The organism is Limnohabitans sp. Jir72 (assembly GCF_003063575.1).
Taxonomy (GTDB): domain Bacteria; phylum Pseudomonadota; class Gammaproteobacteria; order Burkholderiales; family Burkholderiaceae_C; genus Limnohabitans_A.
Genome location: NZ_NESC01000009.1, coordinates 142,975 through 164,555 on the forward strand (window position 1 = coordinate 142,975; position 21,581 = coordinate 164,555).

Here is a 21,581-nt window from a genome sequence, read left to right on the forward strand (position 1 = left end):
CTGGCGTGCAGGGGGTATTTCTGCCTGAGGGCACAATTGTGGGTATGAATGATGCAGCATTTGAAATTGCGGCCACGGCAGCGCGCATGGTGGTGGAGGAGGGGCTGGCATTTGGCCCCTCCAAGCAACGGGCCCTCAAGGCCTTGGGCTTGCCCGGGCGCACCGCCTTGCCCTCCAATGACGAGGTCGAGGCGCAAGTGCTGGACTACATTGCGCTGTTTTGTGCCGACACCCAGCCTGGCGAATTGCAGGCGCTGCGTGAACATGCATTGACCTGGATGCAGCGCTTGACCGAATTTCGGCCGCATCTGGGCGGTGCGGTCTGGCAGGGCTGGGCCACCCGCTTGTCGGACATCGATCTGGCTTTGTTTTGTGACGATCCCAAATCCGCCGAGATCGCGCTCATCAACCAGAACCTGCGTTACGAAACACAGACTGTGCGTGGCATGCATGGTGACGATGTCGATGTCCTGAGTCTGCACAGTTTTTGTCCTGACTTGCATGAGGACATCGGCGTGCACCTGCGCATTTACGATCTGGACGATTTGCGCGGGGCCCTGTTGCCCGATGCCCAAGGGCGTGCGCCACGCGGAGATCTGGCTGCTTTGAAACTGTTGCTGTCACGATGAAAGACAATGCCCCCATGTTGGAATCTGAACAACCTTCTTCACGCCGCAGCTTGCTGTTGGCTGCCGGTGCTGCGGCCGGTCTTGCAGGTGCTGGCCTGGCTTGGTGGCGTTTGACACCGGAGTCGGCGTCCGGCGCTGCACAGCATGCTTTCTGGGCGCAAAGCTTTGACACGCCCACGGGTGAGCCCTTGCTCATGTCCTCTTTGGCAGGCAAGCCTTTGTTGGTGAACTTCTGGGCCACCTGGTGCCCACCTTGTGTGGAAGAGTTGCCTTTGATTGACGGCTTCTGGCGTGAAAATGCAGTCAACGGCTTTCAAGTTTTGGCTTTGGCCATTGACCAGCCCAGTGCGGTGCGCAAATTCCTGCAGCGGCAGCCCCTGGGTTTTCCGGTGGGCTTGGCTGGATTGGGGGGCACGGAGTTGGCCAAATCCTTGGGCAATGCAACAGGCGGACTGCCATTCAGTGTGTTTTTCAAGGCAGATGGTTCAATTTGGCGACAAAAGCTGGGGCAATTGAGCTTGGATGAACTCAATGCATGGATCTCCATCTGAATCAGGCTTGCGCGCCTGAGCTGGCGTGCCCTGTACTGGCTCTTCATTTTTGGGTTTGAGCCATGGATTCCTTTGAAGTGCGTGTGATTAAGCGGTTTTTTGAGGGTTTTTACTGAAAATTGGTGTAAATTCAGGCTCTTACGTTGGCTTACGCAATGGAGGTCCTATGGATTTGCGCAAACTCAAAACCCTGATTGATTTGGTATCTGACTCGAACGTCTCTGAACTGGAGATCACCGAAGCAGAAGGCAAGGTCCGCATCGTCAAGAGCATGGGCGTTGCCGCCCCCGTGATGGTGCATCAGGCCCCCGTGGCCGCACCCGTGGTGGCTGCGCCTGTCGCTGTGCCTGCAGAAACACCCGCCGCACCCGTCGGCCATGCCGTCAAATCGCCCATGGTCGGCACTTTTTACCGCTCTTCCAGCCCGGGTTCTGCGCCTTTTGTGCAAATCGGCTCGGTCGTCAAGGAAGGCGATACCCTGTGCATCATCGAAGCGATGAAGATCCTCAACGAGATCGAATCCGACAAATCTGGCACCGTGACGCAAATTTTGTGCGAAAACGGTCAAGCGACCGAATACGGCCAGCCTTTGTTCATTGTCGAATAAACCGAACGGGGATTTCATGTTCAAGAAAATCCTGGTCGCCAACCGTGGTGAGATCGCTTTGCGAATCCAACGCGCTTGCCGAGAGTTGGGCATCAAAGCGGTTATGGTGTATTCAGAAGCCGATAAAGAGGCTAAATACGTGAAATTGGCAGAAGAAGCGGTCTGTATCGGGCCTGCTGCTTCTTCGCTCAGCTACCTCAACATGCCTGCAATCATATCGGCTGCCGAGGTGACCGATGCGGAGGCGATTCACCCCGGCTATGGCTTTTTGAGCGAAAACGCAGACTTTGCCGAGCGTGTTGAAAAAAGCGGTTTCCAGTTCATTGGGCCAACCCCTGAGTCGATCCGTATCATGGGTGACAAGGTCTCGGCCAAGCAAGCCATGATCCGCGCAGGTGTGCCTTGCGTGCCCGGTTCCGAGGGCGAGTTGCCCGATGATCCAGTTCTGATTCGACGCGCAGCCAAGAGTGTGGGCTATCCGGTGATCATCAAAGCGGCAGGCGGTGGCGGTGGCCGCGGTATGCGCGTGGTACACACTGAAGCAGCCTTGATCAATGCTGTTCAGATGACCAAGGCCGAGGCCGGTGCCGCTTTTGGCAATCCTGCGGTCTACATGGAAAAGTACCTGCAGAATCCACGGCACGTCGAAATCCAGATCTTGGCTGACAAATTCAAGAACGCGGTCTATCTCGGCGAGCGCGATTGCTCTATGCAACGCCGTCACCAGAAGGTGATCGAGGAAGCGCCAGCGCCTGGCATTCCGCGCAAGTTGATCGAGAAGATCGGCGAGCGTTGCGTGGCCGCTTGCAAGAAAATCGGTTACCGTGGCGCGGGTACTTTTGAGTTCCTTTATGAAAACGGTGAGTTTTATTTCATTGAGATGAACACCCGTGTTCAAGTGGAGCACCCCGTGACCGAATGGGTTACCGGTGTGGACATCGTGAAGACCCAGATCATGGTCGCCGCCGGTGAGAAGTTGCCTTTCACGCAAAAGCAGATCGAGATCCGTGGTCACGCCATCGAGTGCCGTGTGAACGCCGAAGACGCCTTCAAGTTCACGCCCTCGCCCGGTCGCATCACCTCATGGCATATGCCGGGTGGCCCGGGTGTGCGTGTGGACTCGCATGCGTACAACAACTACTTTGTGCCTCCGAACTACGATTCGATGATCGGTAAGATCATTGTGCACGGTGACACCCGTGAGCAGGCCTTGGCTCGCATGCAGACCGCTTTGGCCGAAACCGTGATCGAAGGCATCAGCACCAACATCCCGCTGCACCGCGAGCTGATGGTGGACGCCAAGTTCATGCAAGGCGGCACCAACATCCATTACCTTGAACACTGGCTTAGCCAACACAAGCGCTGAGATCGGCCCACACCATGTTTGAACTGAATTTGCTCTGCCCGGAGGAACGGGTTGACGTTTTGAGCGACGCGCTCGATGCATTGGATGCTTTGAGCGTGTCGGTCGAAGATGCCGACGCCCAAACCCCTGCCGAGCAGGCTTTGTTTGGTGAGCCTGGTATGCCGCCTCCCAAAGACGGCTGGCAGCGTTCACGCATGGTGGCTTTGTTTGCGCAAGAGTCCGGCGCCAAGGATGCGGCCACCTTGCTGCAGGCGCAAGACTTTTTTGACGGTTGCCGCCTTTTGGGTATCCAGGCTGTGGCCGATCAGGATTGGGTGCGTTTGACCCAATCTCAATTTGCGCCGGTCGAAGTGACCCCAGACTTCTGGATTGTGCCTACTTGGCATGAACCCCCTGCGCAAGCCAAACAGATCATTCGTCTGGACCCAGGCTTGGCCTTTGGCACAGGCACCCACCCGACCACACGCATGTGCCTGCGCTGGATTGCCCGCAATCCTGTGCAAGACCAACGCGTGCTGGACTACGGCTGTGGTTCCGGCATCTTGGCCATTGGCGCTGCCAAGTACGGTGCCACCCGCGTCGATGCAGTTGACATCGATGAGGCTGCGGTCACATCGACGGTGTTGAATGCCCAGGCCAATGGCGTGATCTTGACCGCAGGATTGCCAGAAACAGCGCAAGGCCTGTACCAAACGGTATTGGCCAACATTTTGGCCACCCCTTTGAAAGTGTTGGCGCCGTTGTTGTGTTCACATGTAGCCCCGGGAGGGGCGCTCGTTTTGGCTGGTATTTTGGAGCGACAAGCCGAAGAACTTCAAGCAGCTTACGCGCCCTGGCTACAGTTAGACGTGGCGGATGCTGAAGATGGCTGGATCTTGATGACGGCTGTGTCAGCGGTTGCGGTTATTTGAGCTGAGCAGGCGAGTCTGTCTACAATCCCTGCATGAATTGGATCACCCGCTGCCCTGAGTGTTCAACGGTCTATCAAGTTGCCCCTGATCAGCTTCAAGTGGCCAAGGGTTGGCTGCGTTGTGGCTGTTGCCAGCATGCTTTCGACAGTGCGGGCTTGTTGTTGGCTTGGTCTGACGAACAAGCGCTCAAAGTAAGTGACACCAAAGCCCATGTGACCATTGCCCAGCACTTGGATGTTCAAGATTTCCTCAAGCAAGAAGACGGTCCTGTAGAAACGACGTCCTCGTCGACGGGGGATCTGGCCTCGTTTGAGCAAGCCTTGTTCAGTTTCAAACCTGCGATTGAAAAAGCCATTGCTGAGTTGTCCTCTGCACCGCAGATAACCAGGCATTCTCGTGAAGCGGACGATTCGCCGCAAGAGTCGGCAAGGGATGTTGTCCAATGGCGTTCCGGATTTTCGCGGCTGTGGGCTTTGGTTTTGTTATTGAGCCTTGTAGGTCAGTCGCTGTGGATTGGCCGTCACGCCTTGCTTGGCCAGTGGCCCGCCATGGAAGCTCCTGTTCATGCCATTTGTGATGTCATGACTTGTCAATCTGTATATTTGCAGGATGTACAGGGCATGGTCATCGATAGCTCCAGTTTTACAGATCGGCATGGTGTGTATGAATTGGCTTGGACGGTTCGAAACAGCGCACTGCAGACTCTCGCAATGACTTCTCTGGAGCTGACACTGCAGGATATGCAAGGTCAACCTGTGGTTCGTCGCGTGCTGACACCTGCAGACGTAGGCGCGCCCAAGTCATTGAGTCCAGGGCAAGTTTGGTCAGGGCAATTGATGGTGCGCATGGACTCAGATGTTGCGGTAACAGGCTATCGCGTTTTGAATTTTTATCCTTGAATGTCATTGAATACAAAAAAGCCCGTCACTGTTGCCAGTGTCGGGCTTTGAGGCTAACGCCTAACGACTGAATCAGGGCTTGGCGGCCGTAGGGAACGGCCATGCAGCTTGAGGGTTCAGTGTGGTTTGAGCAGCTGGGGCAGCGGGTGCTTTGGATGCCTTCTTTGCAGCAGGCTTTTTGGCGGCTTTTTTCACCGCAGGCTTTTTGGCGGCTGGCTTTTTGGCTGCGGTTTTCTTGACTGCGGCTTTTTTGGCTGGAGCAGCTTTTTTAGCGGCGGCTTTTTTAGGCGCTGCCTTTTTGACTGCAGCGGCTTTGGGTGCTGCGGCTTTTTTGGCTGCTGGCTTTTTAGCTGCAACGGCCTTTTTGGCAGGAGCGGCTTTTTTAGCTGCAGGCTTCTTAGCGGCTGCTACTTTTTTAGCTGCTGGCTTTTTGGCCGCGACAGCCTTTTTAGCTGGAGCGGCTTTTTTAGCGGCAGGCTTCTTGGCTGCGACTACTTTTTTAGCAGCAGGTTTTTTGGCCGCGACGGCCTTCTTTGCGGGAGCAGCTTTTTTAGCTGTTGCTTTTTTTGCAGTTGCCATGATTTTCTCCTTGATCAAGTTGAGAACTCAACGGAAAGGGAACGCTTGGTGCTTGTTGGATTGCACAAAGCGATCCATGGTGCTGAAGCATGCCTCAACACCATGAACGCGGAAAAGCCACATCGCAAAACCCCCGTAGGGATCATGCGTTGTGGCTTGAAGAAGGGTGACATGTGAAGGGTCTTCAGAAGATCAGTCCCAAGACAATGCCCCGCCAGATTGGTATTCAATGACCCGGGTTTCAAAGAAGTTGCGTTCTTTCTTCAGGTCAATCATTTCGCTCATCCATGGGAATGGATTCTCTTCGTTCGGGAACAAAGGTTCAAGTCCAATTTGTGTAGCGCGGCGGTTGGCGATGTAACGCAGATAACCTTTGAACATGGAGGCGTTCATGCCGAGCACGCCGCGTGGCATGGTGTCTTCGGCATAGCGGTATTCCAGTTCGACGGCTTTCAGAAACAAAGCGTTGATCTCGGCCTTGAATTCGGCGGTCCACAGCTGGGGGTTTTCCAATTTCACCGTGTTGATCAGGTCAATGCCGAAGTTGCAGTGCATGGATTCGTCGCGCAGGATGTATTGGTACTGCTCGGCAGCACCTGTCATCTTGTTTTGGCGACCCAATGCCAAGATCTGCGTGAAGCCGACGTAAAAGAACAGGCCCTCCATCAGGCAGGCAAACACGATCAACGATTTGAGCAAAGTCTGGTCGGTCTCCAGTGTGCCGGTCTTGAAGTTCGGGTCCATGATCGCGCTGATGAAGGGGATCAGGAACTCGTCTTTGTCGCGAATCGATTTGACTTCGTTGTAGGCGTTGAAGATTTCGCTTTCATCCAAACCGAGCGATTCCACGATGTACTGGTAAGCGTGGGTGTGGATGGCTTCCTCAAATGCTTGACGCAACAAAAACTGGCGGCACTCAGGCGCTGTGATGTGGCGGTAGGTGCCCAGTGTGATGTTGTTGGCGGCCAGGGAGTCGGCGGTGACGAAGAAGCCGAGATTGCGCTTGACGATGCGGCGCTCGTCTTCGGTCAAACCGTTGGGGTCTTTCCACAAAGCAATGTCGCGGTTCATGTTCACTTCCTGCGGCATCCAGTGGTTGGCGCAGGTGGCCAGGTATTTTTCCCACGCCCATTTGTATTTGAAAGGCACCAACTGATTGACGTCGGTTTGGCCGTTGATGATGCGCTTGTCAGCGGCATTCATGCGGCGAACGGGGGCTGCTGGCGTTGACACCGAGGCCAATGCAGGTGCAGCTTGTGCACCAGGCATTGGAGGCATTGCAGGTTGCAATGCGGGTTTAACTTGATCGTCCCAAGACAACATAAAAATTTCCAGTTCTCAAATTATGAAAGCATGCGCGTGAATTGCAAAGCAGTGATTCGTTTTCTGCGCATGCATGGGCTCGAAGTGTTGTTCCATTGCATCGCACCACCATGTTGGCATGTGTGTGCGATGTATTCCCATCACTGGCAAGCTTCGCAGCCGACATCGTCGATCGCGGTGAATTGAACGTCGGTCGCAGGCGTTGTGCTCAATGGTGCATGCGATGGCGATGCATCGTGTGCGCTCATGCCACCTGATGGCATGCCAGAAGACACGGCGTTGTGCGAGCCGGCTTGCACGGTGGATTTCTCCGCTTGCGTGGCGCTTGATGTACGCAAGTAGTAAGTGGTCTTGAGGCCACGCAACCAGGCCAGCTTGTAGGTGTCGTCGAGCTTCTTGCCTGAGGCACCGGCCATGTAGATGTTCAGCGACTGCGCTTGGTCGATCCATTTCTGGCGACGAGCAGCAGCTTCCACCAACCACGTGGTTTCAACTTCGAAGGCGGTGGCGTACAAGGACTTGACTTCCTGAGGCACGCGGTCGATCGGGCGCAGTGAACCGTCAAAATGTTTCAAGTCCATGACCATCACGTCGTCCCACAGGCCAAGGCGCTTCAAGTCACGCACCAAATAGCTGTTGATCACGGTGAACTCACCCGACAGGTTGGACTTGACCGACAGGTTGCCAAAGCAAGGCTCGATCGAGGCGTCCACGCCGATGATGTTGGAGATGGTGGCCGTGGGCGCAATCGCCACGCAGTTGGAGTTGCGCATACCGTCTTGTGCAATTTTATTGCGCAAAGCATCCCAGTCCAGGGTGGCAGAACGATCGACTTCGACATAACCGCCGCGCTCGCTCGCCAGCAGGTCCAGTGTGTCCAGCGGCAAGATGCCTTGGTCCCACAGCGAGCCCTTGTAGCTGGAGTACTGACCGCGTTCCTTGGCCAGCTCGGTCGAGGCCCAGTAAGCGTAGTAGCAAATCGCTTCCATCGACTGGTCAGCGAACTCCACAGCCGCTTGCGAGGCGTAAGGGATGCGCATTTCGTACAGCGAATCCTGGAAAGCCATCAGGCCCAAGCCCACAGGGCGGTGGCGCATGTTGGAGTCACGGGCTTTCTTGACGGCGTAGTAGTTGATGTCGATCACGTTGTCCAGCATGCGCATGGCGATCGAGATCGTCTTTTGCAGCTTGGCATGGTCAAGGACTTTGCCGCTGGCGCTGTCTTTCAGATGCTTGGACAGGTTGACCGAGCCCAGGTTACAGACCGCGGTTTCGGTGTCGCTGGTGTTGAGCGTGATCTCAGTGCACAAGTTGGACGAGTGCACCACTCCGGCGTGCTGCTGGGGCGAGCGCACGTTGCAAGGGTCCTTGAAAGTGATCCAGGGGTGGCCGGTCTCGAACAGCATGGACAGCATCTTGCGCCACAGGTCGTTGGCCGGAATCTTCTTGCTGGGGCGGATTTCGCCGCGCTCGGCTTTTTGCTCGTAGGCCACATAGGCTTTTTCGAAGGCTTGGCCAAACAGGTCGTGCAGGTCAGGCACATCGGAAGGCGAGAACAGAGTCCAGTCGCCTTTTTCCATCACGCGGCGCATGAACAGATCAGGGATCCAGTTGGCCGTGTTCATGTCGTGCGTGCGGCGGCGGTCGTCACCGGTGTTCTTGCGCAGTTCTAGGAACTCTTCGATGTCCAGGTGCCAAGTCTCCAGGTAAGTGCAGACTGCGCCCTTTCGCTTGCCGCCTTGGTTGACCGCCACAGCGGTGTCGTTGACGACTTTCAGGAAGGGAACCACACCTTGTGACTCGCCGTTGGTGCCCTTGATGTGCGAGCCCATGGCACGCACACGCGTCCAGTCGTTGCCCAGACCACCCGCAAATTTGGACAGCAAGGCGTTTTCCTTGATCGACTCATAGATGCCGTCCAGATCGTCGGGCACGGTGGTCAGGTAGCAGGAGGACAGCTGTGAACGCAAAGTGCCGCTGTTGAACAGCGTAGGCGTGGACGACATGAAGTCGAACGAGGACAGGATCTCGTAGAACTCGATGGCGCGGGCTTCGCGGTCGGCTTCATTGAGCGACAGACCCATGGCCACACGCATGAAGAACGCCTGGGGCATCTCGATGCGGGTCTTGCGCACGTGCAGGAAATAGCGGTCATACAGAGTCTGCAGGCCCAAGTAGTCGAACTGCATATCGCGCTCGGGTTTGAGGGCTTCGGCTAAGCGCTTCAGGTCGAATTGCAACAGCTTTTCATCCAGCAAATCGTTGTCCACGCCCTTTTTGATGAATTGGGGGAAGTAATCCAGATACGCTTGAGCCAATTGCTCGGGTGGCACTTCCTTGCCCAGGATTTCCTTGGCGATGGTGTGCATCAGGAGGCGGGCAGTGACGTAGGTGTAATCGGGGTCTTTTTCAATCAGGGTGCGCGAAGCCAGGATCGACGCTTTGTAGACCTCCTCCATAGGCACACCGTCGTACAGGTTGCGCATGGTTTCGGCCACGATGGGCTCAGCGCTCACGTCTTTGCCTAAACCTGCACAGGCATTGATCATCAAGGACTTGAGGTAGTTCAGGTCCAGCGCCACGCGCTTGCCGCCGTCGATCACATGCAGGATGGGTTCGGCGGACTCTGGTGCTGTGGCGACTTGTTGCTGTTGTGCGCGCTCTTGCGTGCGGCGCTCGCGGTACAAGACATAAGCGCGTGCCACTTCGTGGTTGCTGCTGCGCATCAGGCCCAGTTCGACCTGGTCTTGGACATCTTCAATGTGAAAAGTGCCCCCACCGGGGCGTGAGCGAACCAAGGCACGCACCACGTTCTGGGTCAACACTTCGACCACTTCGCGCACGCTGGCCGATGCCGCACCCTGCGTACCATGCACAGCCAAAAAGGCCTTCATCATGGCGATGGCGATCTTGTGAGGTTCAAACGGAACGACCGCGCCGTTGCGACGAATGATTTGGTAATTGGCCAAAGTGTTGGCTGATGCAATGCCGTTGTGTTCGCTTTCGGGCTGGCCCATCAGGCCGGAGGTGTGACTCGAAATGTTCAGATCTGTTTGCATGGTCATGTTCTTGGTTTGTTGCAGGGCGTTGAATCTGGAGATGGAGTTGAAATCAGCTCGAAATCCAATTGTGAAAATTTGTAATAGACACTATATCTGGTGTCTGGAGATCGTTCAAGCCACTACCTATAGTGTATCGGCCTTGATGTGTTGATTTTTGAGTAGGCACTGAAAAACTGGAGACCTTGGACTTGTGGCGAGGGGTGTTGAGCGATTAAAAAGACCGTCCCAACGCCTTGCAACCAAGTGATCGGTTCAAGCAAATGACCAGCCGATGCGGCTTGCGATCGAGTTTTGTCGCCGTGGCCTTGATTTGGCTAGCCACGAGCCATGGGGGTGACTGCTTTGGCCGCAATCCGACACAAAAATCTACAGATGGGGCGCTGGAAAATATTTTTTTCAGTTCTTACCCGTTTCGCATCAGACCAAGGGAAAACACTGATCTGAGAAATTCAGCAAAGATCTCAAAAGTGGCCAGTCGAACCCGGGCCCTGGGTCTTGTTTGCGGCCAGGGGCGATGTGTTCATGCCCTGCCAAATGCGCGATGGGGTAGAGGCCCGCGATGGTTTCGCACAAGCGGGCCAGGCTGTCGTATTGAGCCCGCTCAAAGGTTTCGCCCTCCAGACCTTCGAGCTCGATGCCGATGGAGTCGTCGTTGCAATGGGGGCGACCCCGGTATTCGGACCGGCCTGCATGCCAGGCCCGGTCGTCGCAGCTCACAAACTGCCAGAGTGCACCATCTCGCCGGATATAAAAGTGCGACGAGACCTCCAGCCCACGGATTTGCCCAAAGTAGGGGTGCGCGTCCCAGTCCAGCTGATTGGTGAAAAGGGCCTGTACCTCGTTGCCGCCGTACTGGCCGGGCGGCAAGCTGATGGAATGCAGCACGACCAAATCGATACACGCCCCATCAGGTCGGGGGCCAAAGTTAGGCGAATCCAGCCGCTTGGCGGGGCTGTACCAGCCGTTTTGCCAGAGAGGGTGCGTTGAGGTCAAAGACAGGCGCAAGAGCGTCAGGCGGGGTTGCTGTCGTGCGCTGCGCTGCGGTGCTCGGTGCTGCAATACAAGCCATTTTGACCAGACACCCCTTCAGCGCGGGGCAGGTGAATGCCGCATTGCGCGCAAGCCACCATCTCGGTGGGCGAAGCCGTTTGGGCCTTGTCCGATCCCGCAGGTGGATTCACCCGAGACCGCTTGATGGCCCAGATCACGACCAAGGCCACCAACAAGAGAAAAAGGAACTTCATCCCGCACGCCCCAGCAAGACTTCCATCACAAAACGCGAGCCTGCATAAGACAGCAGCAGCAAACCCGCACCCATGTACAGCACGCGCACAGCGCGCCTACCCCGCCAGCCCCATTGGCTGCGCCCGACCAGCAGCACCGCAAAAGTCAGCCAAGACAGCAGGGCAAAAACCGTCTTGTGGTCCCAGCGCCATTGGCCCCGTCCTTGGCCATACAAGGTTTCGCCAAACAGTGCACCCGCCACCAAGGTGGCCGTCAAGAGCATGAAGCCCGCCGTCACAAAACGAAAGGTGAGCTTTTCCAGCGTCAACAAAGGCAAGCCGCTGTCGGCTTCTTGGCCCAAGCGGATGTGACGCTCGGTGCGCGTCATCATCCAGGCGTGGATCACGGCCGCTCCAAACATGCCATAAGCCGACAGGCCCAGCGCCCAATGCAGCGGCAACCAGGCAGATGCCTGTTCATGCAAAAGCGTGCCCGGAAACAGCCACGCCAGCGTCACGGTCACCGCGCCCAGGCCGCCCATGGCCCAGCGCGCCTTGAGCTGCGGAAAGATCTGCCGCTCCACCACATAAGCGGTGACCACCAGCCAGGCCGTGACCGACAAGGCCGGCGCAAAGCCAAAGCGCACCGGCCCCGCCAGCAAGCCCAGCAAGGCCAACGCATGTGAGGCCCAAGCCAGGCCCAGCAAACGGCGGGCGTTGAATTCGCTCATGCGCGCACCGATGACCGCGGTCAGGCCATAGGCGATCGCGGCCACTGCCGCAGCAGGATGCATCCAGAATGGGGTACTCGCTAAAATCATGGGTCCGAGTTTAGCCTTTCAGGTGCAGCCACAGGGGCTACACCATACCGCTGGACCGGTTATTTCTGGATTCGCACGCATGGCCTCCGTCCTGACCGACAAACTTTCCCGCCTCGTCAAAACCCTCAGCGGACAGGCCCGCATCACCGAATCGAACGTGGCCGACATGCTGCGCGAGGTGCGCATGGCCCTGCTCGAGGCGGACGTGGCCCTGCCGGTGGTGCGCGACTTCATCGCCCGCGTGAAAGACAAAGCTTTGGGCCAGGAGGTCATGGGCTCGCTCAAACCCGGCCAGGCGCTGGTGGGGGTGGTCAACCGCGAGCTGGCCGCCACCATGGGCGAAGGCGTGGCCGACATCAACCTGGCCGCGCAGCCGCCCGCCGTGATCCTGATGGCCGGTTTGCAAGGTGCCGGTAAAACCACCACCACCGCCAAGCTGGCCAAGCACCTGATCGAAAAGCGCAAAAAGAAAGTGCTCACGGTCTCGGGCGACGTGTACCGCCCCGCCGCCATCGAGCAGCTCAAGACCGTCACCGCTCAAGCCGGTGCCGAATGGTTCCCCAGCACGACCGACCAAAAGCCGATCGACATCGCCCGCGCCGCCATCGACTACGCCCGCAAGCATTTCTTTGACGTGCTGCTGGTCGACACCGCCGGACGTCTGGCGATCGACGAAGCCCTGATGGCCGAAATCAAGGCCCTGCACGCGGAATTGAAACCCGTTGAAACCTTGTTCGTGGTCGACGCCATGCAGGGCCAAGACGCGGCCAACACCGCCAAAGCCTTCAGTGAAGCACTGCCTCTGACCGGCATTGTGCTGACCAAGCTCGACGGCGACTCACGCGGCGGTGCAGCCTTGTCGGTGCGCCAGATCACCGGCGCGCCCATCAAGTTTGCCGGTACCAGCGAGAAGATCGACGGCCTGGAAGTGTTCGACGCCGAGCGCCACGCTGGCCGCATCTTGGGCATGGGTGACATCGTCGCGCTGGTCGAGCAAGTCACCGCCGGCGTGGACATGGCGGCCGCGCAAAAACTGGCTGCCAAAGTCAAGAGTGGTGGTAGTTTTGATCTGAACGACTTTTTGGCGCAGATCCAGCAAATGAAGCAAATGGGTGGCCTGTCGAGCCTGATGGACAAACTGCCCAGCCAGTTGACCGCCAAGGCCGGGGCCATGGACATGGACAAGGTCGAGAAAGACATTGGCCGCAAGCAAGGCATCATCCACAGCATGACGCCCAAAGAGCGCAGCAAGCCTGAATTGATCAAAGCCACCCGCAAACGCCGCATTGCAGCGGGCGCAGGCGTTCAGGTGCAAGATGTGAACCGCATGCTCAAGGAGTTTGAGCAGATGCAGGACATGATGAAAAAAATGTCCGGCGGCGGCATGATGAAAATGATGAAGCGCATGGGTGCCATGAAAGGCATGATGGGCGGCGGCGGGGGCTTCCCCGGTATGCCGCGCTGAAGCGCCCTCGACAATCATTTTGCCGACGCCCCGTAGGTCGGCACCTTCAGGTCCGACGTTTCTGGCTCCGGGACAGGCCCATGTCGGGGCTGAAGCCGCCGACCTACAAATACTGTTCAATACTGGTTCGCGGGCAGCGACACCTGCAGGCCATCCAGTTCTTGCGTCAGCATGATCTGGCACGACAGGCGGCTGCCCGGTTCACGCGTTTGGGCGGTGAAGGCCAGCATGCCGTCTTCGTCGCTGCTCACCGTTGGCAACTTCGCCAGCCAGTCCCCTTGCACCACCACATGGCAAGTCGCGCAGGTGAGCAGCCCGCCGCAGTCGGCCTGGATGCCGGGCAAATTCGCATCGACCGCCGCCTGCATCAGGCTTTGGCCTGGCTGCACTTGCAGGCTGTGCGCGGCTTGGGTTGGGTCGTGGGGTTGCAGGTGGATTGTGATCATGTTCAGTGCATCGCCGTCTGGCGCTGTGATTCAAAAATTTGTCAAATGCGCCCGAAATATTCGCGGCTGTGGAATTCCTGGACGTCTTCGGCCTGCGCCATGCGCTGGTGCTCGGCCTGCTTGATGGTGCTGTAGTAGCCGACAAAGGGCTGGCCCAGCGCCTGGCACAAAGCAGCATCACTTTGCAGGGCCTGCACCGCATCGGTCAAGCTGGTCGGGATGGTTTGGGCACCCGCTGAGTAAGGCGTTTCGGTGGCAGGCGGCGCTTGCAGCTGTGTATCCACACCATCGAGCCCCGCGTGGATTTGCGAGGCCATGTAAAGGTAAGGGTTGGCCGCCGGTTCGCCCAAGCGGTTTTCAATGCGGGTGGCGCTGTCGCCCGTCGCACCGATGACACGCAGCATTGCGCCCCGGTTGTCACGCCCCCACAAGATGGACTGCGGGGCCATGGCGTTGGGCCTGAAGCGTCCATAGCCATTGCTGGTGGATGTGCACAGGGCCGTGAGCGCAGGCGCGTGCGTCAGCAGACCCGCCAGCCAAGACGCGCCCGCATCGCTCAGCACCTGCCGCGCATCCAGCGCACCGACACCCGGTGCGGCCGCATCGCGCATGAAGACGTTACTTCCTGTGGCCAACTCACAGACCGATTGGTGCAGGTGCCAGCCGCTGGACATGATGTGTTCAAACGGCGGGTGGCACATGAAGGTGGCGTGGTACCCAGCGCGGCGCAGGGCCTGGCGCGTGGCATTGCGAAACAGCACCATGTTGTCGGCGGCGGTCAGCACATCGCTCACGTCAAACACCGCCTCCACCTGGCTGGGGCCCAGTTCAATTTCGAGCGAGATCAGCGGCAGGCCCAGTGCCTGCGCGGTGCGCTGCACGATGCGCAGCGGCTCTTCTGCCCGGTCAAACCAGCCTTCGGTCAAAAGGTTGTAGCCCGGATGGATCAGGCTGACTTCGGGCGCAGGACCTGGCCATCCGGCGCGTTCAGGCGCCAGATCGTGGCCGTGCAGCGGGTCTTTGAGGCGGTAGATGTGGAATTCAACTTCCAGCCCGCAGCGCATTTGCCAGCCTCGCTCGGCCAAGCGCTGCACGGCCTGCTGCAACACATGGCGCGAATCCAGCGGCACGATGCGCCCATCTGCGAAATAGGGCTGGCCCTGCAGCCAGCCGGTTTTCTCGGTCCAGGGCAGCACATGCCAGCTGGCCGGGTCGGGCATGAGCGTGAAATTGCTGGCCCCGGCAAAGCCGGGCAGGGTCTCTTCGATGCCCGGCTCGAACACCTTGAAGGCGGTACGGTCCGAGCTGTCTTTGAGCAGCAAGGTGCTGACCATGCCGATGCCATTGGCCAACACACTGCGCAGTTGCGAAGCGACGATGGTTTTGCCGCGCACCACGCCGTGCAGGTCGCACCAGCCCAGGCGGATCAGCTCGATGCCCGAGGCTTCCACCTGCCTCAACAATTGCTCGCAAGCGGTTTGCCGTTCGCGGCTGTGCAGGCCGCAGCGCTCAGCGAAGCTCATGCCGCGCTCGTGTCGGCTGAAGTGGCCACATCACCCGGCAGTGCCGCGTCCCATGGTGCGCCGCTGCGCTTGGCATCACAAGCCTCGCGCCACCACTGCGGCCACTGCCCGCTGGGGGCGATGCCGTCCACCGTGTCGGGGCCGATGCGCTGGCTGGCCACGGTGTCTTGTGCAAAGCCTGGTGGTAAGCCACCGGCCTGAACGGTCTCGATGGCTTTGAGCAAGATGCGCCGGTTCGCCATGATCACCTTGTCGCTGGTGCCCAAGTGCTCGCGGGTGCGGTCCTGGATCGCGCCCATGCTCTCGCAGGCCCACTGGTCGTGCACATTGATGTCGTCCTCGCCCATGCCGAGGTAAGTGCGCGCCACTTGCTCTTCGGGGTTGAAGCCCCAGTGGTTGTGCTTGCCCGCTTTGGGGATGTAGTCGGGCAGCGTGACCGAGGGCAAGCGCTGGTTGCGCATGGCTTCTTTGTCCACCGGGGCGTCAAAGCTGGTGAACACCGAATACCAATAGGTGTGCGTGTCGTCCACCGGCACATGCATCTGCGTGATGGTCATGGTCTCGGACAGCGGAATTACAAAGGTGTGCGGGAACAGCGCGTGGGTTACCCGCACATGGGTCAGCGCCTCGTTGATCGGGCGCAGGGCCGTCAGGCGCAGGCCCGCATCGGTGGGCTCGAAAGAAATCTCGGGCTGGTCCAGCTCGCGCATCACCCGCGTCATGGGCCAGCGCTCGCCTTGCACATCGCCCGCGCTCGCGCCCCGAAACTGGCGACCGTAGCTGCCTTCCAGCGATTCGTCCTTGAAAAAGCGGTGCAGGTACGAAGCATGCGCCGGGTCAATGCCCACCTCAAACGCCTGCAGCCAGTTGCAGTGCCACAGGCCCTTGAAGGCAAAGGTGTGCGTAGCCGGGGCGCTGAAAGCGTCGATGCCCGGCAGCGGCGGCGGGGTCTGGCCTTCGGGGCCGAACCAGCCAAACAAAATGCCGCTGCGCTCGATGATGGGGTAACTGCGCTGGCGCACCCGCTTGCACAGCGTGCTGCCGGTGGGCTCTGCGGGCGTTTCGATGCACTGGCCTGTCACGTCGAACTTCCAGCCATGAAAAGGGCAGCGCAGGCCATCGCCTTCGTTGCGGCCAAAGGCCAGGTCCGCGCCCCGGTGCGGGCAGTCGCGGTCTAGCAAGCCATAGTCGCCCAGCGTATTGCGAAACAGCACCAAGTCCTGTCCCAATATGCGCACTGCTTTGACGGGGCGAATCGCCATGCGTGGGTCGAGTGCGGGGTTGAACTCGTCCACCAGCGCCATGGGCTGCCAATAGTGGCGCATCACCGCGCCGCACGGCGTGCCTGGCCCGATGCGGGTGATGAGTTCGTTTTGTTCTGCTTTCATGTGCGCCTCTGGCTTGCGCCTGGTGTCTGCCCTTGTCTTGTGCCTTTGTCTTGGGCCCGTTGGTGTGGCGAACCAGGCTGGTTTCTTGCCGATCAGTTTAAACGGCTGCTTGGGCGGGTCCTGCCAACAGGCGACACGTTGGGTGGGGCTTGACGCGTGTCAATTTCGGGCTGACCAGATGGACCGCCATGACGCAAAATCCAGTTCATGAAACACGCTCTTTTCATCTACGGCACCTTGATGCCCGGTCTGCGGCTGGAGGCCGAAATGCACGGCGCCCGGTTCATGGGCCCCGCCCAGGTGCCCGGCCGCTTGGTCGATGTGGGCCGCTACCCCGGCTTTCTGCAGGGCAATGGTTCGGTTTCGGGCGAAGTTTACGAAGTGGATGCAGTGCACCTGGCCCGCCTTGATGCGGTGGAAGACATGGTACCTGGCGACCGCGTTGCGTCTCAATACTGGCGCGAAGAAGTGACCGTGCTCAGCGGCCCGCTGCAAGGCCAGCAGGTGCAGACCTATGTGTACAACCGCCCGGTGGACGGCTGCAGGCCCATCCCGCACGGCGACTACCGCCGCTACATCCGGGAAGTCGGCCGCGAGTCCTGACCGTGTTGCGTAGGAGCCCACCCCTGTGGGCGATGCACGGTCAACCACGTTGCATGCCATCGCCCACGGGGTGGGCTCCTACAAACTTCAATCGCGAATGACCAACTCACCCCGCAGCGAGTGCGACAGACCCTGCGTGATGCGCACATCCGCCATCTGACCCCCTGACCGTGTTGCGTAGGAGCCCACCCCTGTGGGCGATGCACGGTCAATCACGTTGCATGCCATCGCCCACGGGGTGGGCTCCTACAAACTTCAATCGCGAATGACCAACTCACCCCGCAGCGAGTGCGACAGGCCTTGGGTAATTCGCACATCCGCCATCTGACCGATCAGCCGGTCCATGTTGGGGCCACCGGGGAAGTTGACCACCCGGTTGCACTCGGTGCGGCCGGCCAGCTCGGTGGCGTCCTTGCGTGAAGGGCGCTCCACCAAAATGCGCTGCACCGTGCCCACACGGCTCTCGCCAATGCGCTGCACGTTCTCTTCGATGGTCGCTTGCAGGTGGTGCAGGCGGCGCAATTTTTCGGCGTGTGGCGTGTCGTCGTGCAGGTTGGCCGCAGGCGTGCCGGGGCGGGGGCTGAAGATGAAGCTGAAACTCGTGTCAAAACCCACATCGGTGATCAGCTTCATCATCTTGTGGAAGTCGTCTTCGGTCTCGCCGGGAAAGCCCACAATGAAATCGCTGCTGAGCGACATGTCGGGGCGGATCGCCCGCAGCTTGCGGATCGTGCTCTTGTATTCCATGGCGGTGTAGCCGCGCTTCATGGCCATCAAGATGCGGTCCGAGCCGTGCTGCACCGGCAAGTGCAAGTGGCTCACCAATTTGGGGATTTTTTCATAAGCGTCAATCAGGCGCTGCGTGAACTCGTTGGGGTGGCTGGTCACGTAGCGGATGCGCTCGATGCCCGGCATGTCGGCCACATATTCCAGCAGCAACGCAAAGTCGGCGATTTCTGAGGTGCCACCCATCTTGCCCCGGTAAGCGTTCACGTTCTGGCCCAGCAGCGTGATCTCTTTCACGCCCTGCGCGGCCAGGCCCGCCACCTCGACCAGCACATCGTCAAACGGGCGCGAGACCTCTTCGCCCCGGGTGTAGGGCACCACGCAATAGCTGCAATATTTGCTGCAACCTTCCATGATCGACACAAAGGCTGTGGCGCCTTCTACCTTGGCAGGCGGCAAGTGGTCGAATTTTTCAATCTCGGGGAAGCTGATGTCGACTTGCGGGCGTTGCTTGCGCTCGCGCTCGGCCAGCAGCTCGGGCAGGCGGTGCAGGGTCTGCGGACCAAACACCACGTCCACATAAGGCGCACGCTTGATGATCTCGGCACCTTCCTGGCTGGCCACGCAGCCGCCCACGCCAATCAGCACGCCCTTGGCCTTCAGATGTTGCACCCGACCCAGATCGCTGAACACTTTTTCTTGCGCTTTCTCGCGCACCGAGCAGGTGTTGAACAAAATCAGATCGGCTTCGTCCACGTCCTGCGTGGGCTCGTAGCCCTGGGCCGCGCCCAGCACATCGGCCATCTTGTCCGAGTCGTACTCGTTCATCTGGCAGCCAAAGGTTTTGATGAAGACCTTCTTGCTCATGCGGCCTCCACAGATTCAAAGGAGGTGATGAAGTCAAGGCAAAGCAAAGCACGCCCGAAAAGGGCCAGAGTGCAGCGGTTCATGGTGTAGATCCAGAGGCTGTTGAGGGGAAGCGCTTGGGGCGCTAGGGAGGAGGGATTATCGCAGCACTTGAGTTGGGCTCTGGCTTTCTCACGTCAGGTAAATTTTTCTAAAAGAGGATCTAAAACTGAGGGACTCATCCATTGAATATGATTTTTTGATCCATCATCGTAAGTATCGAAACCATGATCAAAATGCAATCCACTTTTAAGACCAAGCAAATAACGAGTATGTTGTTTTGTGTTTGTCTCTTTTTTAATGGGTTTTGCCGCAACATGTATTTTTGTAAAACCTATCTGTCTTACTAGTTCCTTTAAGTCTTCATCCAAAAAATCAGAGCCATAAATATTGTTTTCGGGAACGTAAAAAATTTCAAAACATTCGACGTACTTACCTTGAAACGCGATCTTTAACATGGCTTCAATGACGGTACGTCTTCTGTCATACTTCCATTGGTTAGAATTATCAGGTATATGTCTGAAAGTTAAAAATGGATCGATGAGTACAACTTTTCTTGATCTTAGCAGGATGGGGCGAGCAATTTCTGCATAAGCGCTCGATGTTCTTGGTATTAGTCCGGCTCTAGAATCTCGAAATGCATTAGGCTCACTAAGAATATGATCAAGTGGTTCAACTGTATTGGAAATCTTACCGGTTGGGTCAATTAATTTGACCACGTCACTTTTTAAAAATGACGCATTTTCAGCCCAGGTTAAATTTGATCTATATAGTTTTTTTGTAGGTAAGATCGCATATCCACTCAATTGTATCCAGGTCTCAACAGTTGCCATGCGACAAAGGTCAGAGAGTGAACTCATATGCTCTCGCAACTCATTTGCCCATCCCATTGGAAAATCAGCGATAAAGCGCCCCTCTGATGGTGAAAAAAGACGAATCAATCCACTTAATTCGCTTAAATTTGATGGGGCCTTTGGGTCTATGCCGTAAAAATCATTCATCGAAAATATCCTTTCCTCGTTCTTCAAAGAATCCTCTTGGCCATCGATCAATAAAATCACCTTGAGTGCTTACACGGATAGTTTTTACTTTCGTTGTTCCATCAAGTTGTGGATCAAAGTACAAAACTGAAACATCTGTTGGTTTTAATTTGAGTTTTGAGCGCTCTGAAATTCGTCCGTTTGAGGTTTCACGAATACGACGAAGGCAACGTAGTAACAAGTAGTCGCTATGTGTTTCAATAATATGCCTGCATGAGTCATTCTTATTAATGGCTTCGACGAAAATGTCACCAAGTGCAGACTGCAACGCTGGGTGTAAATGTAGTTCAGGTTGTTGAATAAAACTTCGCCACCCATCTAGAGCAACTATAACTGGAAGAACGCAGCTTATGCCTGTGCCAACGTCTTCGAATGTCATTCGGCGACCTGAGTTGTCTGTTAAGTAAGTTATTAATAAGGCCCCATAAAAATTATCGTACTTATAAATTTCATTTGCAGGATTTAATTCATAAATGTCAAATGCTATTTGATAGCCTTGATCTAAGAAAAGATGGTGGGATAAGGATTGATTTACAAAATAATGTAATGAATCAATGAGGTTGTACTCATCTTTCTTGCATTCTTTTATACTCAGAAATTCTTCTAATTTGGATTCTGAAATTTTCCGAATAGAGTCTGAGTGATGAGTTGTTGTTGCTTCTTTGACCTGAATTGGGGCATTAATAAATTGTCCATTGGAGATAAATAACTCAGAGAGTTCTGTATTTTTAATTGTTGATCTATCTGAAGAAACTGATTGGGGAAGAAAAGTAGATTTTACGAAGCATTGGATGATATGATTTGCAATCAAGATTAAATCTCGGTCATAACTTTCGTTAATTAGATAGTTATCTACCTTTAAGCCATTTTCTAAATTGTATGCGTAGCATTTGACTTTGCATAATGAATTTTTTGGTGGTTCAAAATTATGTCTTGCTGCGATTTGTGTAAATGCTGCTCCAAAAATTTCTGATGAAAATTCAATCTCGCGCCCATCCCCATTTTCTGGAGTATATAGACAAAAAATCTTTAATCCACAGGCAGAAATTGTGAGGTCATATTCGTATGGAAATGATGGCGGTATTGAAATTTGTAAATCATATGGGCCATAACAGTCACTTAGAAGTTCTTTCAGTTCTGTGCTGTTTTTGTATTCGTCAGGTATATTTATGGTGTCACCATGATACCCATTTCTTCCTCCGATTAATAATTCCCAGGCTGAGAACTGTACTTCGATCACCATTTTGCCAATATTATGTTCCTTTGATGTTTTTCTAGGAGTATGCAGCCATTTATAATATAAGTTAATGAATTCTGATTGTTTATTTTTCAGAATTAAATTAACTAATAACATGGAATCATAGATGCTGCTTTTTCCTGCTGAGTTTGGTCCAAACAAAAATGTTAAAGGTTTTATTGGAATTTCTACTTTTTCTTGAAATGATTGAAAATTTTCAAGAGATATTTTTTCAATTGTTATAGGTTCAAGGTATGACATTTTTTTTAATGATTG

At 56.2% G+C, this 21,581-nt stretch carries 20 protein-coding genes; 8 read left to right on the top strand and 12 right to left on the bottom strand.

Annotation, left to right across the window (positions count from 1 at the left end; genetic code table 11):
* Positions 1-44 precede the first annotated feature (44 nt).
* From B9Z52_RS13745 to B9Z52_RS13770, 6 genes are all read left to right on the top strand, one after another.
* On the top strand, positions 45-629 hold the full coding sequence (locus B9Z52_RS13745) for a hypothetical protein (RefSeq protein WP_108414415.1): 585 nt from the start codon (positions 45-47) through the stop codon (positions 627-629).
* A 14-nt stretch (positions 630-643) separates the two neighbouring features.
* Positions 644-1,180: a TlpA disulfide reductase family protein gene (locus tag B9Z52_RS13750; protein WP_233251963.1), complete on the top strand. Its 537-nt coding sequence runs from the start codon at positions 644-646 to the stop codon at positions 1,178-1,180.
* A 166-nt stretch (positions 1,181-1,346) separates the two neighbouring features.
* The gene (gene accB, locus B9Z52_RS13755; RefSeq protein WP_108414417.1) at positions 1,347-1,787 is read left to right on the top strand and encodes an acetyl-CoA carboxylase biotin carboxyl carrier protein; all 441 of its coding nucleotides are present in this window, start codon (positions 1,347-1,349) and stop codon (positions 1,785-1,787) included.
* Between the two features lie 16 nt (positions 1,788-1,803).
* The gene (gene accC, locus B9Z52_RS13760) at positions 1,804-3,153 is read left to right on the top strand and encodes an acetyl-CoA carboxylase biotin carboxylase subunit (RefSeq protein WP_108414418.1); all 1,350 of its coding nucleotides are present in this window, start codon (positions 1,804-1,806) and stop codon (positions 3,151-3,153) included.
* A 14-nt stretch (positions 3,154-3,167) separates the two neighbouring features.
* Positions 3,168-4,064 (top strand): 50S ribosomal protein L11 methyltransferase, encoded by an 897-nt coding sequence (gene prmA, locus B9Z52_RS13765; protein WP_108414419.1) that lies wholly within the window; start codon positions 3,168-3,170, stop codon positions 4,062-4,064.
* Positions 4,065-4,096: 32 nt separating this feature from the next.
* Entirely contained in the window at positions 4,097-4,963 is an 867-nt protein-coding gene (locus tag B9Z52_RS13770; protein WP_108414452.1) for a zinc-ribbon and DUF3426 domain-containing protein, read from the top strand.
* 72 nt (positions 4,964-5,035) lie between these two features.
* Here the strand turns inward: B9Z52_RS13770 and B9Z52_RS13775 are convergent, their stop codons facing one another.
* The 6 genes from B9Z52_RS13775 to B9Z52_RS13800 all read right to left on the bottom strand — a co-directional run bounded on the left by B9Z52_RS13775 (position 5,036) and on the right by B9Z52_RS13800 (position 11,971).
* A complete protein-coding gene (locus B9Z52_RS13775) occupies positions 5,036-5,542 on the bottom strand; it encodes a histone (protein ID WP_108414453.1) in 507 nt (168 codons plus the stop codon).
* Positions 5,543-5,734: 192 nt separating this feature from the next.
* A complete protein-coding gene (locus tag B9Z52_RS13780) occupies positions 5,735-6,865 on the bottom strand; it encodes a ribonucleotide-diphosphate reductase subunit beta (protein ID WP_108414420.1) in 1,131 nt (376 codons plus the stop codon).
* A 140-nt stretch (positions 6,866-7,005) separates the two neighbouring features.
* Positions 7,006-9,882, bottom strand: a complete 2,877-nt coding sequence (locus B9Z52_RS13785) for a ribonucleoside-diphosphate reductase subunit alpha (RefSeq protein WP_233251965.1) — start codon at positions 9,880-9,882, stop codon at positions 7,006-7,008.
* A 462-nt stretch (positions 9,883-10,344) separates the two neighbouring features.
* A complete protein-coding gene (ampD, locus tag B9Z52_RS13790; RefSeq protein ID WP_199222102.1) occupies positions 10,345-10,932 on the bottom strand; it encodes a 1,6-anhydro-N-acetylmuramyl-L-alanine amidase AmpD in 588 nt (195 codons plus the stop codon).
* A gap of 5 nt (positions 10,933-10,937) precedes the next feature.
* Positions 10,938-11,171 (bottom strand): PP0621 family protein, encoded by a 234-nt coding sequence (locus B9Z52_RS13795; RefSeq protein WP_108414421.1) that lies wholly within the window; start codon positions 11,169-11,171, stop codon positions 10,938-10,940.
* Positions 11,168-11,971, bottom strand: coding sequence for an inner membrane protein YpjD (locus B9Z52_RS13800; protein ID WP_108414422.1), 804 nt, complete (start codon positions 11,969-11,971; stop codon positions 11,168-11,170). The genes B9Z52_RS13795 and B9Z52_RS13800 overlap by 4 nt, the downstream gene beginning before the upstream one ends.
* 79 nt (positions 11,972-12,050) lie before the next feature.
* On the opposite strand from B9Z52_RS13800, the gene ffh reads away from it, so the two are divergent.
* Positions 12,051-13,436, top strand: a complete 1,386-nt coding sequence (gene ffh / locus B9Z52_RS13805; RefSeq protein ID WP_108414423.1) for a signal recognition particle protein — start codon at positions 12,051-12,053, stop codon at positions 13,434-13,436.
* 116 nt (positions 13,437-13,552) lie between these two features.
* On the opposite strand, the gene B9Z52_RS13810 is transcribed toward ffh, so the two are convergent.
* Genes B9Z52_RS13810 through B9Z52_RS13820 form a run of 3 tightly spaced genes read right to left on the bottom strand, consistent with a single transcriptional unit; the run spans position 13,553 to position 16,793 of the window.
* Complete coding sequence (locus B9Z52_RS13810; protein ID WP_108414424.1) at positions 13,553-13,882, bottom strand: 2Fe-2S iron-sulfur cluster-binding protein; 330 nt, start codon at positions 13,880-13,882, stop codon at positions 13,553-13,555.
* A 41-nt stretch (positions 13,883-13,923) separates the two neighbouring features.
* Complete coding sequence (locus B9Z52_RS13815; RefSeq protein ID WP_108414425.1) at positions 13,924-15,405, bottom strand: glutamine synthetase family protein; 1,482 nt, start codon at positions 15,403-15,405, stop codon at positions 13,924-13,926.
* Positions 15,402-16,793, bottom strand: a complete 1,392-nt coding sequence (locus tag B9Z52_RS13820) for an aromatic ring-hydroxylating dioxygenase subunit alpha (protein WP_108414426.1) — start codon at positions 16,791-16,793, stop codon at positions 15,402-15,404. Before B9Z52_RS13820 ends, B9Z52_RS13815 begins: the two co-directional genes overlap by 4 nt.
* A gap of 207 nt (positions 16,794-17,000) precedes the next feature.
* On the opposite strand from B9Z52_RS13820, the gene B9Z52_RS13825 reads away from it, so the two are divergent.
* Complete coding sequence (locus B9Z52_RS13825) at positions 17,001-17,396, top strand: gamma-glutamylcyclotransferase (RefSeq protein WP_108414427.1); 396 nt, start codon at positions 17,001-17,003, stop codon at positions 17,394-17,396.
* 255 nt (positions 17,397-17,651) lie between these two features.
* Here B9Z52_RS13825 and miaB read toward each other — a convergent pair whose 3' ends face one another.
* The 3 genes from miaB to B9Z52_RS13835 form a co-directional block, all read right to left on the bottom strand.
* A complete protein-coding gene (gene miaB, locus B9Z52_RS13830; protein ID WP_108414428.1) occupies positions 17,652-18,989 on the bottom strand; it encodes a tRNA (N6-isopentenyl adenosine(37)-C2)-methylthiotransferase MiaB in 1,338 nt (445 codons plus the stop codon).
* A gap of 176 nt (positions 18,990-19,165) precedes the next feature.
* Positions 19,166-20,029 carry a hypothetical protein gene (locus tag B9Z52_RS17690; RefSeq protein ID WP_146182858.1) on the bottom strand — a complete coding sequence of 288 codons (864 nt, stop codon included), beginning with the start codon at positions 20,027-20,029 and terminating at the stop codon, positions 19,166-19,168.
* On the bottom strand, positions 20,022-21,566 hold the full coding sequence (locus tag B9Z52_RS13835; protein WP_108414429.1) for a DUF3696 domain-containing protein: 1,545 nt from the start codon (positions 21,564-21,566) through the stop codon (positions 20,022-20,024). Before B9Z52_RS13835 ends, B9Z52_RS17690 begins: the two co-directional genes overlap by 8 nt.
* Between the last annotated feature and the right edge of the window lie 15 nt (positions 21,567-21,581).

What these genes read in the sequence shown, in the direction of transcription:
- accB (WP_108414417.1), top strand. Translation starts at nt 1,347, where the DNA reads ATGGATTTGCGCAAACTCAAAACCCTGATTGATTTGGTATCTGACTCG.
- B9Z52_RS13800 (WP_108414422.1), bottom strand. Translation starts at nt 11,971, where the DNA reads ATGATTTTAGCGAGTACCCCATTCTGGATGCATCCTGCTGCGGCAGTG.
- B9Z52_RS13810 (WP_108414424.1), bottom strand. Translation starts at nt 13,882, where the DNA reads ATGATCACAATCCACCTGCAACCCCACGACCCAACCCAAGCCGCGCAC.
- B9Z52_RS13785 (WP_233251965.1), bottom strand. Translation starts at nt 9,882, where the DNA reads ATGGGCCAGCCCGAAAGCGAACACAACGGCATTGCATCAGCCAACACT.
- B9Z52_RS17690 (WP_146182858.1), bottom strand. Translation starts at nt 20,029, where the DNA reads ATGAATGATTTTTACGGCATAGACCCAAAGGCCCCATCAAATTTAAGC.
- B9Z52_RS13745 (WP_108414415.1), top strand. Translation starts at nt 45, where the DNA reads ATGAATGATGCAGCATTTGAAATTGCGGCCACGGCAGCGCGCATGGTG.
- accC (WP_108414418.1), top strand. Translation starts at nt 1,804, where the DNA reads ATGTTCAAGAAAATCCTGGTCGCCAACCGTGGTGAGATCGCTTTGCGA.
- B9Z52_RS13780 (WP_108414420.1), bottom strand. Translation starts at nt 6,865, where the DNA reads ATGTTGTCTTGGGACGATCAAGTTAAACCCGCATTGCAACCTGCAATG.
- B9Z52_RS13795 (WP_108414421.1), bottom strand. Translation starts at nt 11,171, where the DNA reads ATGAAGTTCCTTTTTCTCTTGTTGGTGGCCTTGGTCGTGATCTGGGCC.
- miaB (WP_108414428.1), bottom strand. Translation starts at nt 18,989, where the DNA reads ATGAGCAAGAAGGTCTTCATCAAAACCTTTGGCTGCCAGATGAACGAG.
- B9Z52_RS13820 (WP_108414426.1), bottom strand. Translation starts at nt 16,793, where the DNA reads ATGAAAGCAGAACAAAACGAACTCATCACCCGCATCGGGCCAGGCACG.
- B9Z52_RS13815 (WP_108414425.1), bottom strand. Translation starts at nt 15,405, where the DNA reads ATGAGCTTCGCTGAGCGCTGCGGCCTGCACAGCCGCGAACGGCAAACC.
- ffh (WP_108414423.1), top strand. Translation starts at nt 12,051, where the DNA reads ATGGCCTCCGTCCTGACCGACAAACTTTCCCGCCTCGTCAAAACCCTC.
- B9Z52_RS13770 (WP_108414452.1), top strand. Translation starts at nt 4,097, where the DNA reads ATGAATTGGATCACCCGCTGCCCTGAGTGTTCAACGGTCTATCAAGTT.
- B9Z52_RS13835 (WP_108414429.1), bottom strand. Translation starts at nt 21,566, where the DNA reads ATGTCATACCTTGAACCTATAACAATTGAAAAAATATCTCTTGAAAAT.
- prmA (WP_108414419.1), top strand. Translation starts at nt 3,168, where the DNA reads ATGTTTGAACTGAATTTGCTCTGCCCGGAGGAACGGGTTGACGTTTTG.
- B9Z52_RS13750 (WP_233251963.1), top strand. Translation starts at nt 644, where the DNA reads ATGTTGGAATCTGAACAACCTTCTTCACGCCGCAGCTTGCTGTTGGCT.
- B9Z52_RS13825 (WP_108414427.1), top strand. Translation starts at nt 17,001, where the DNA reads ATGAAACACGCTCTTTTCATCTACGGCACCTTGATGCCCGGTCTGCGG.
- B9Z52_RS13775 (WP_108414453.1), bottom strand. Translation starts at nt 5,542, where the DNA reads ATGGCAACTGCAAAAAAAGCAACAGCTAAAAAAGCTGCTCCCGCAAAG.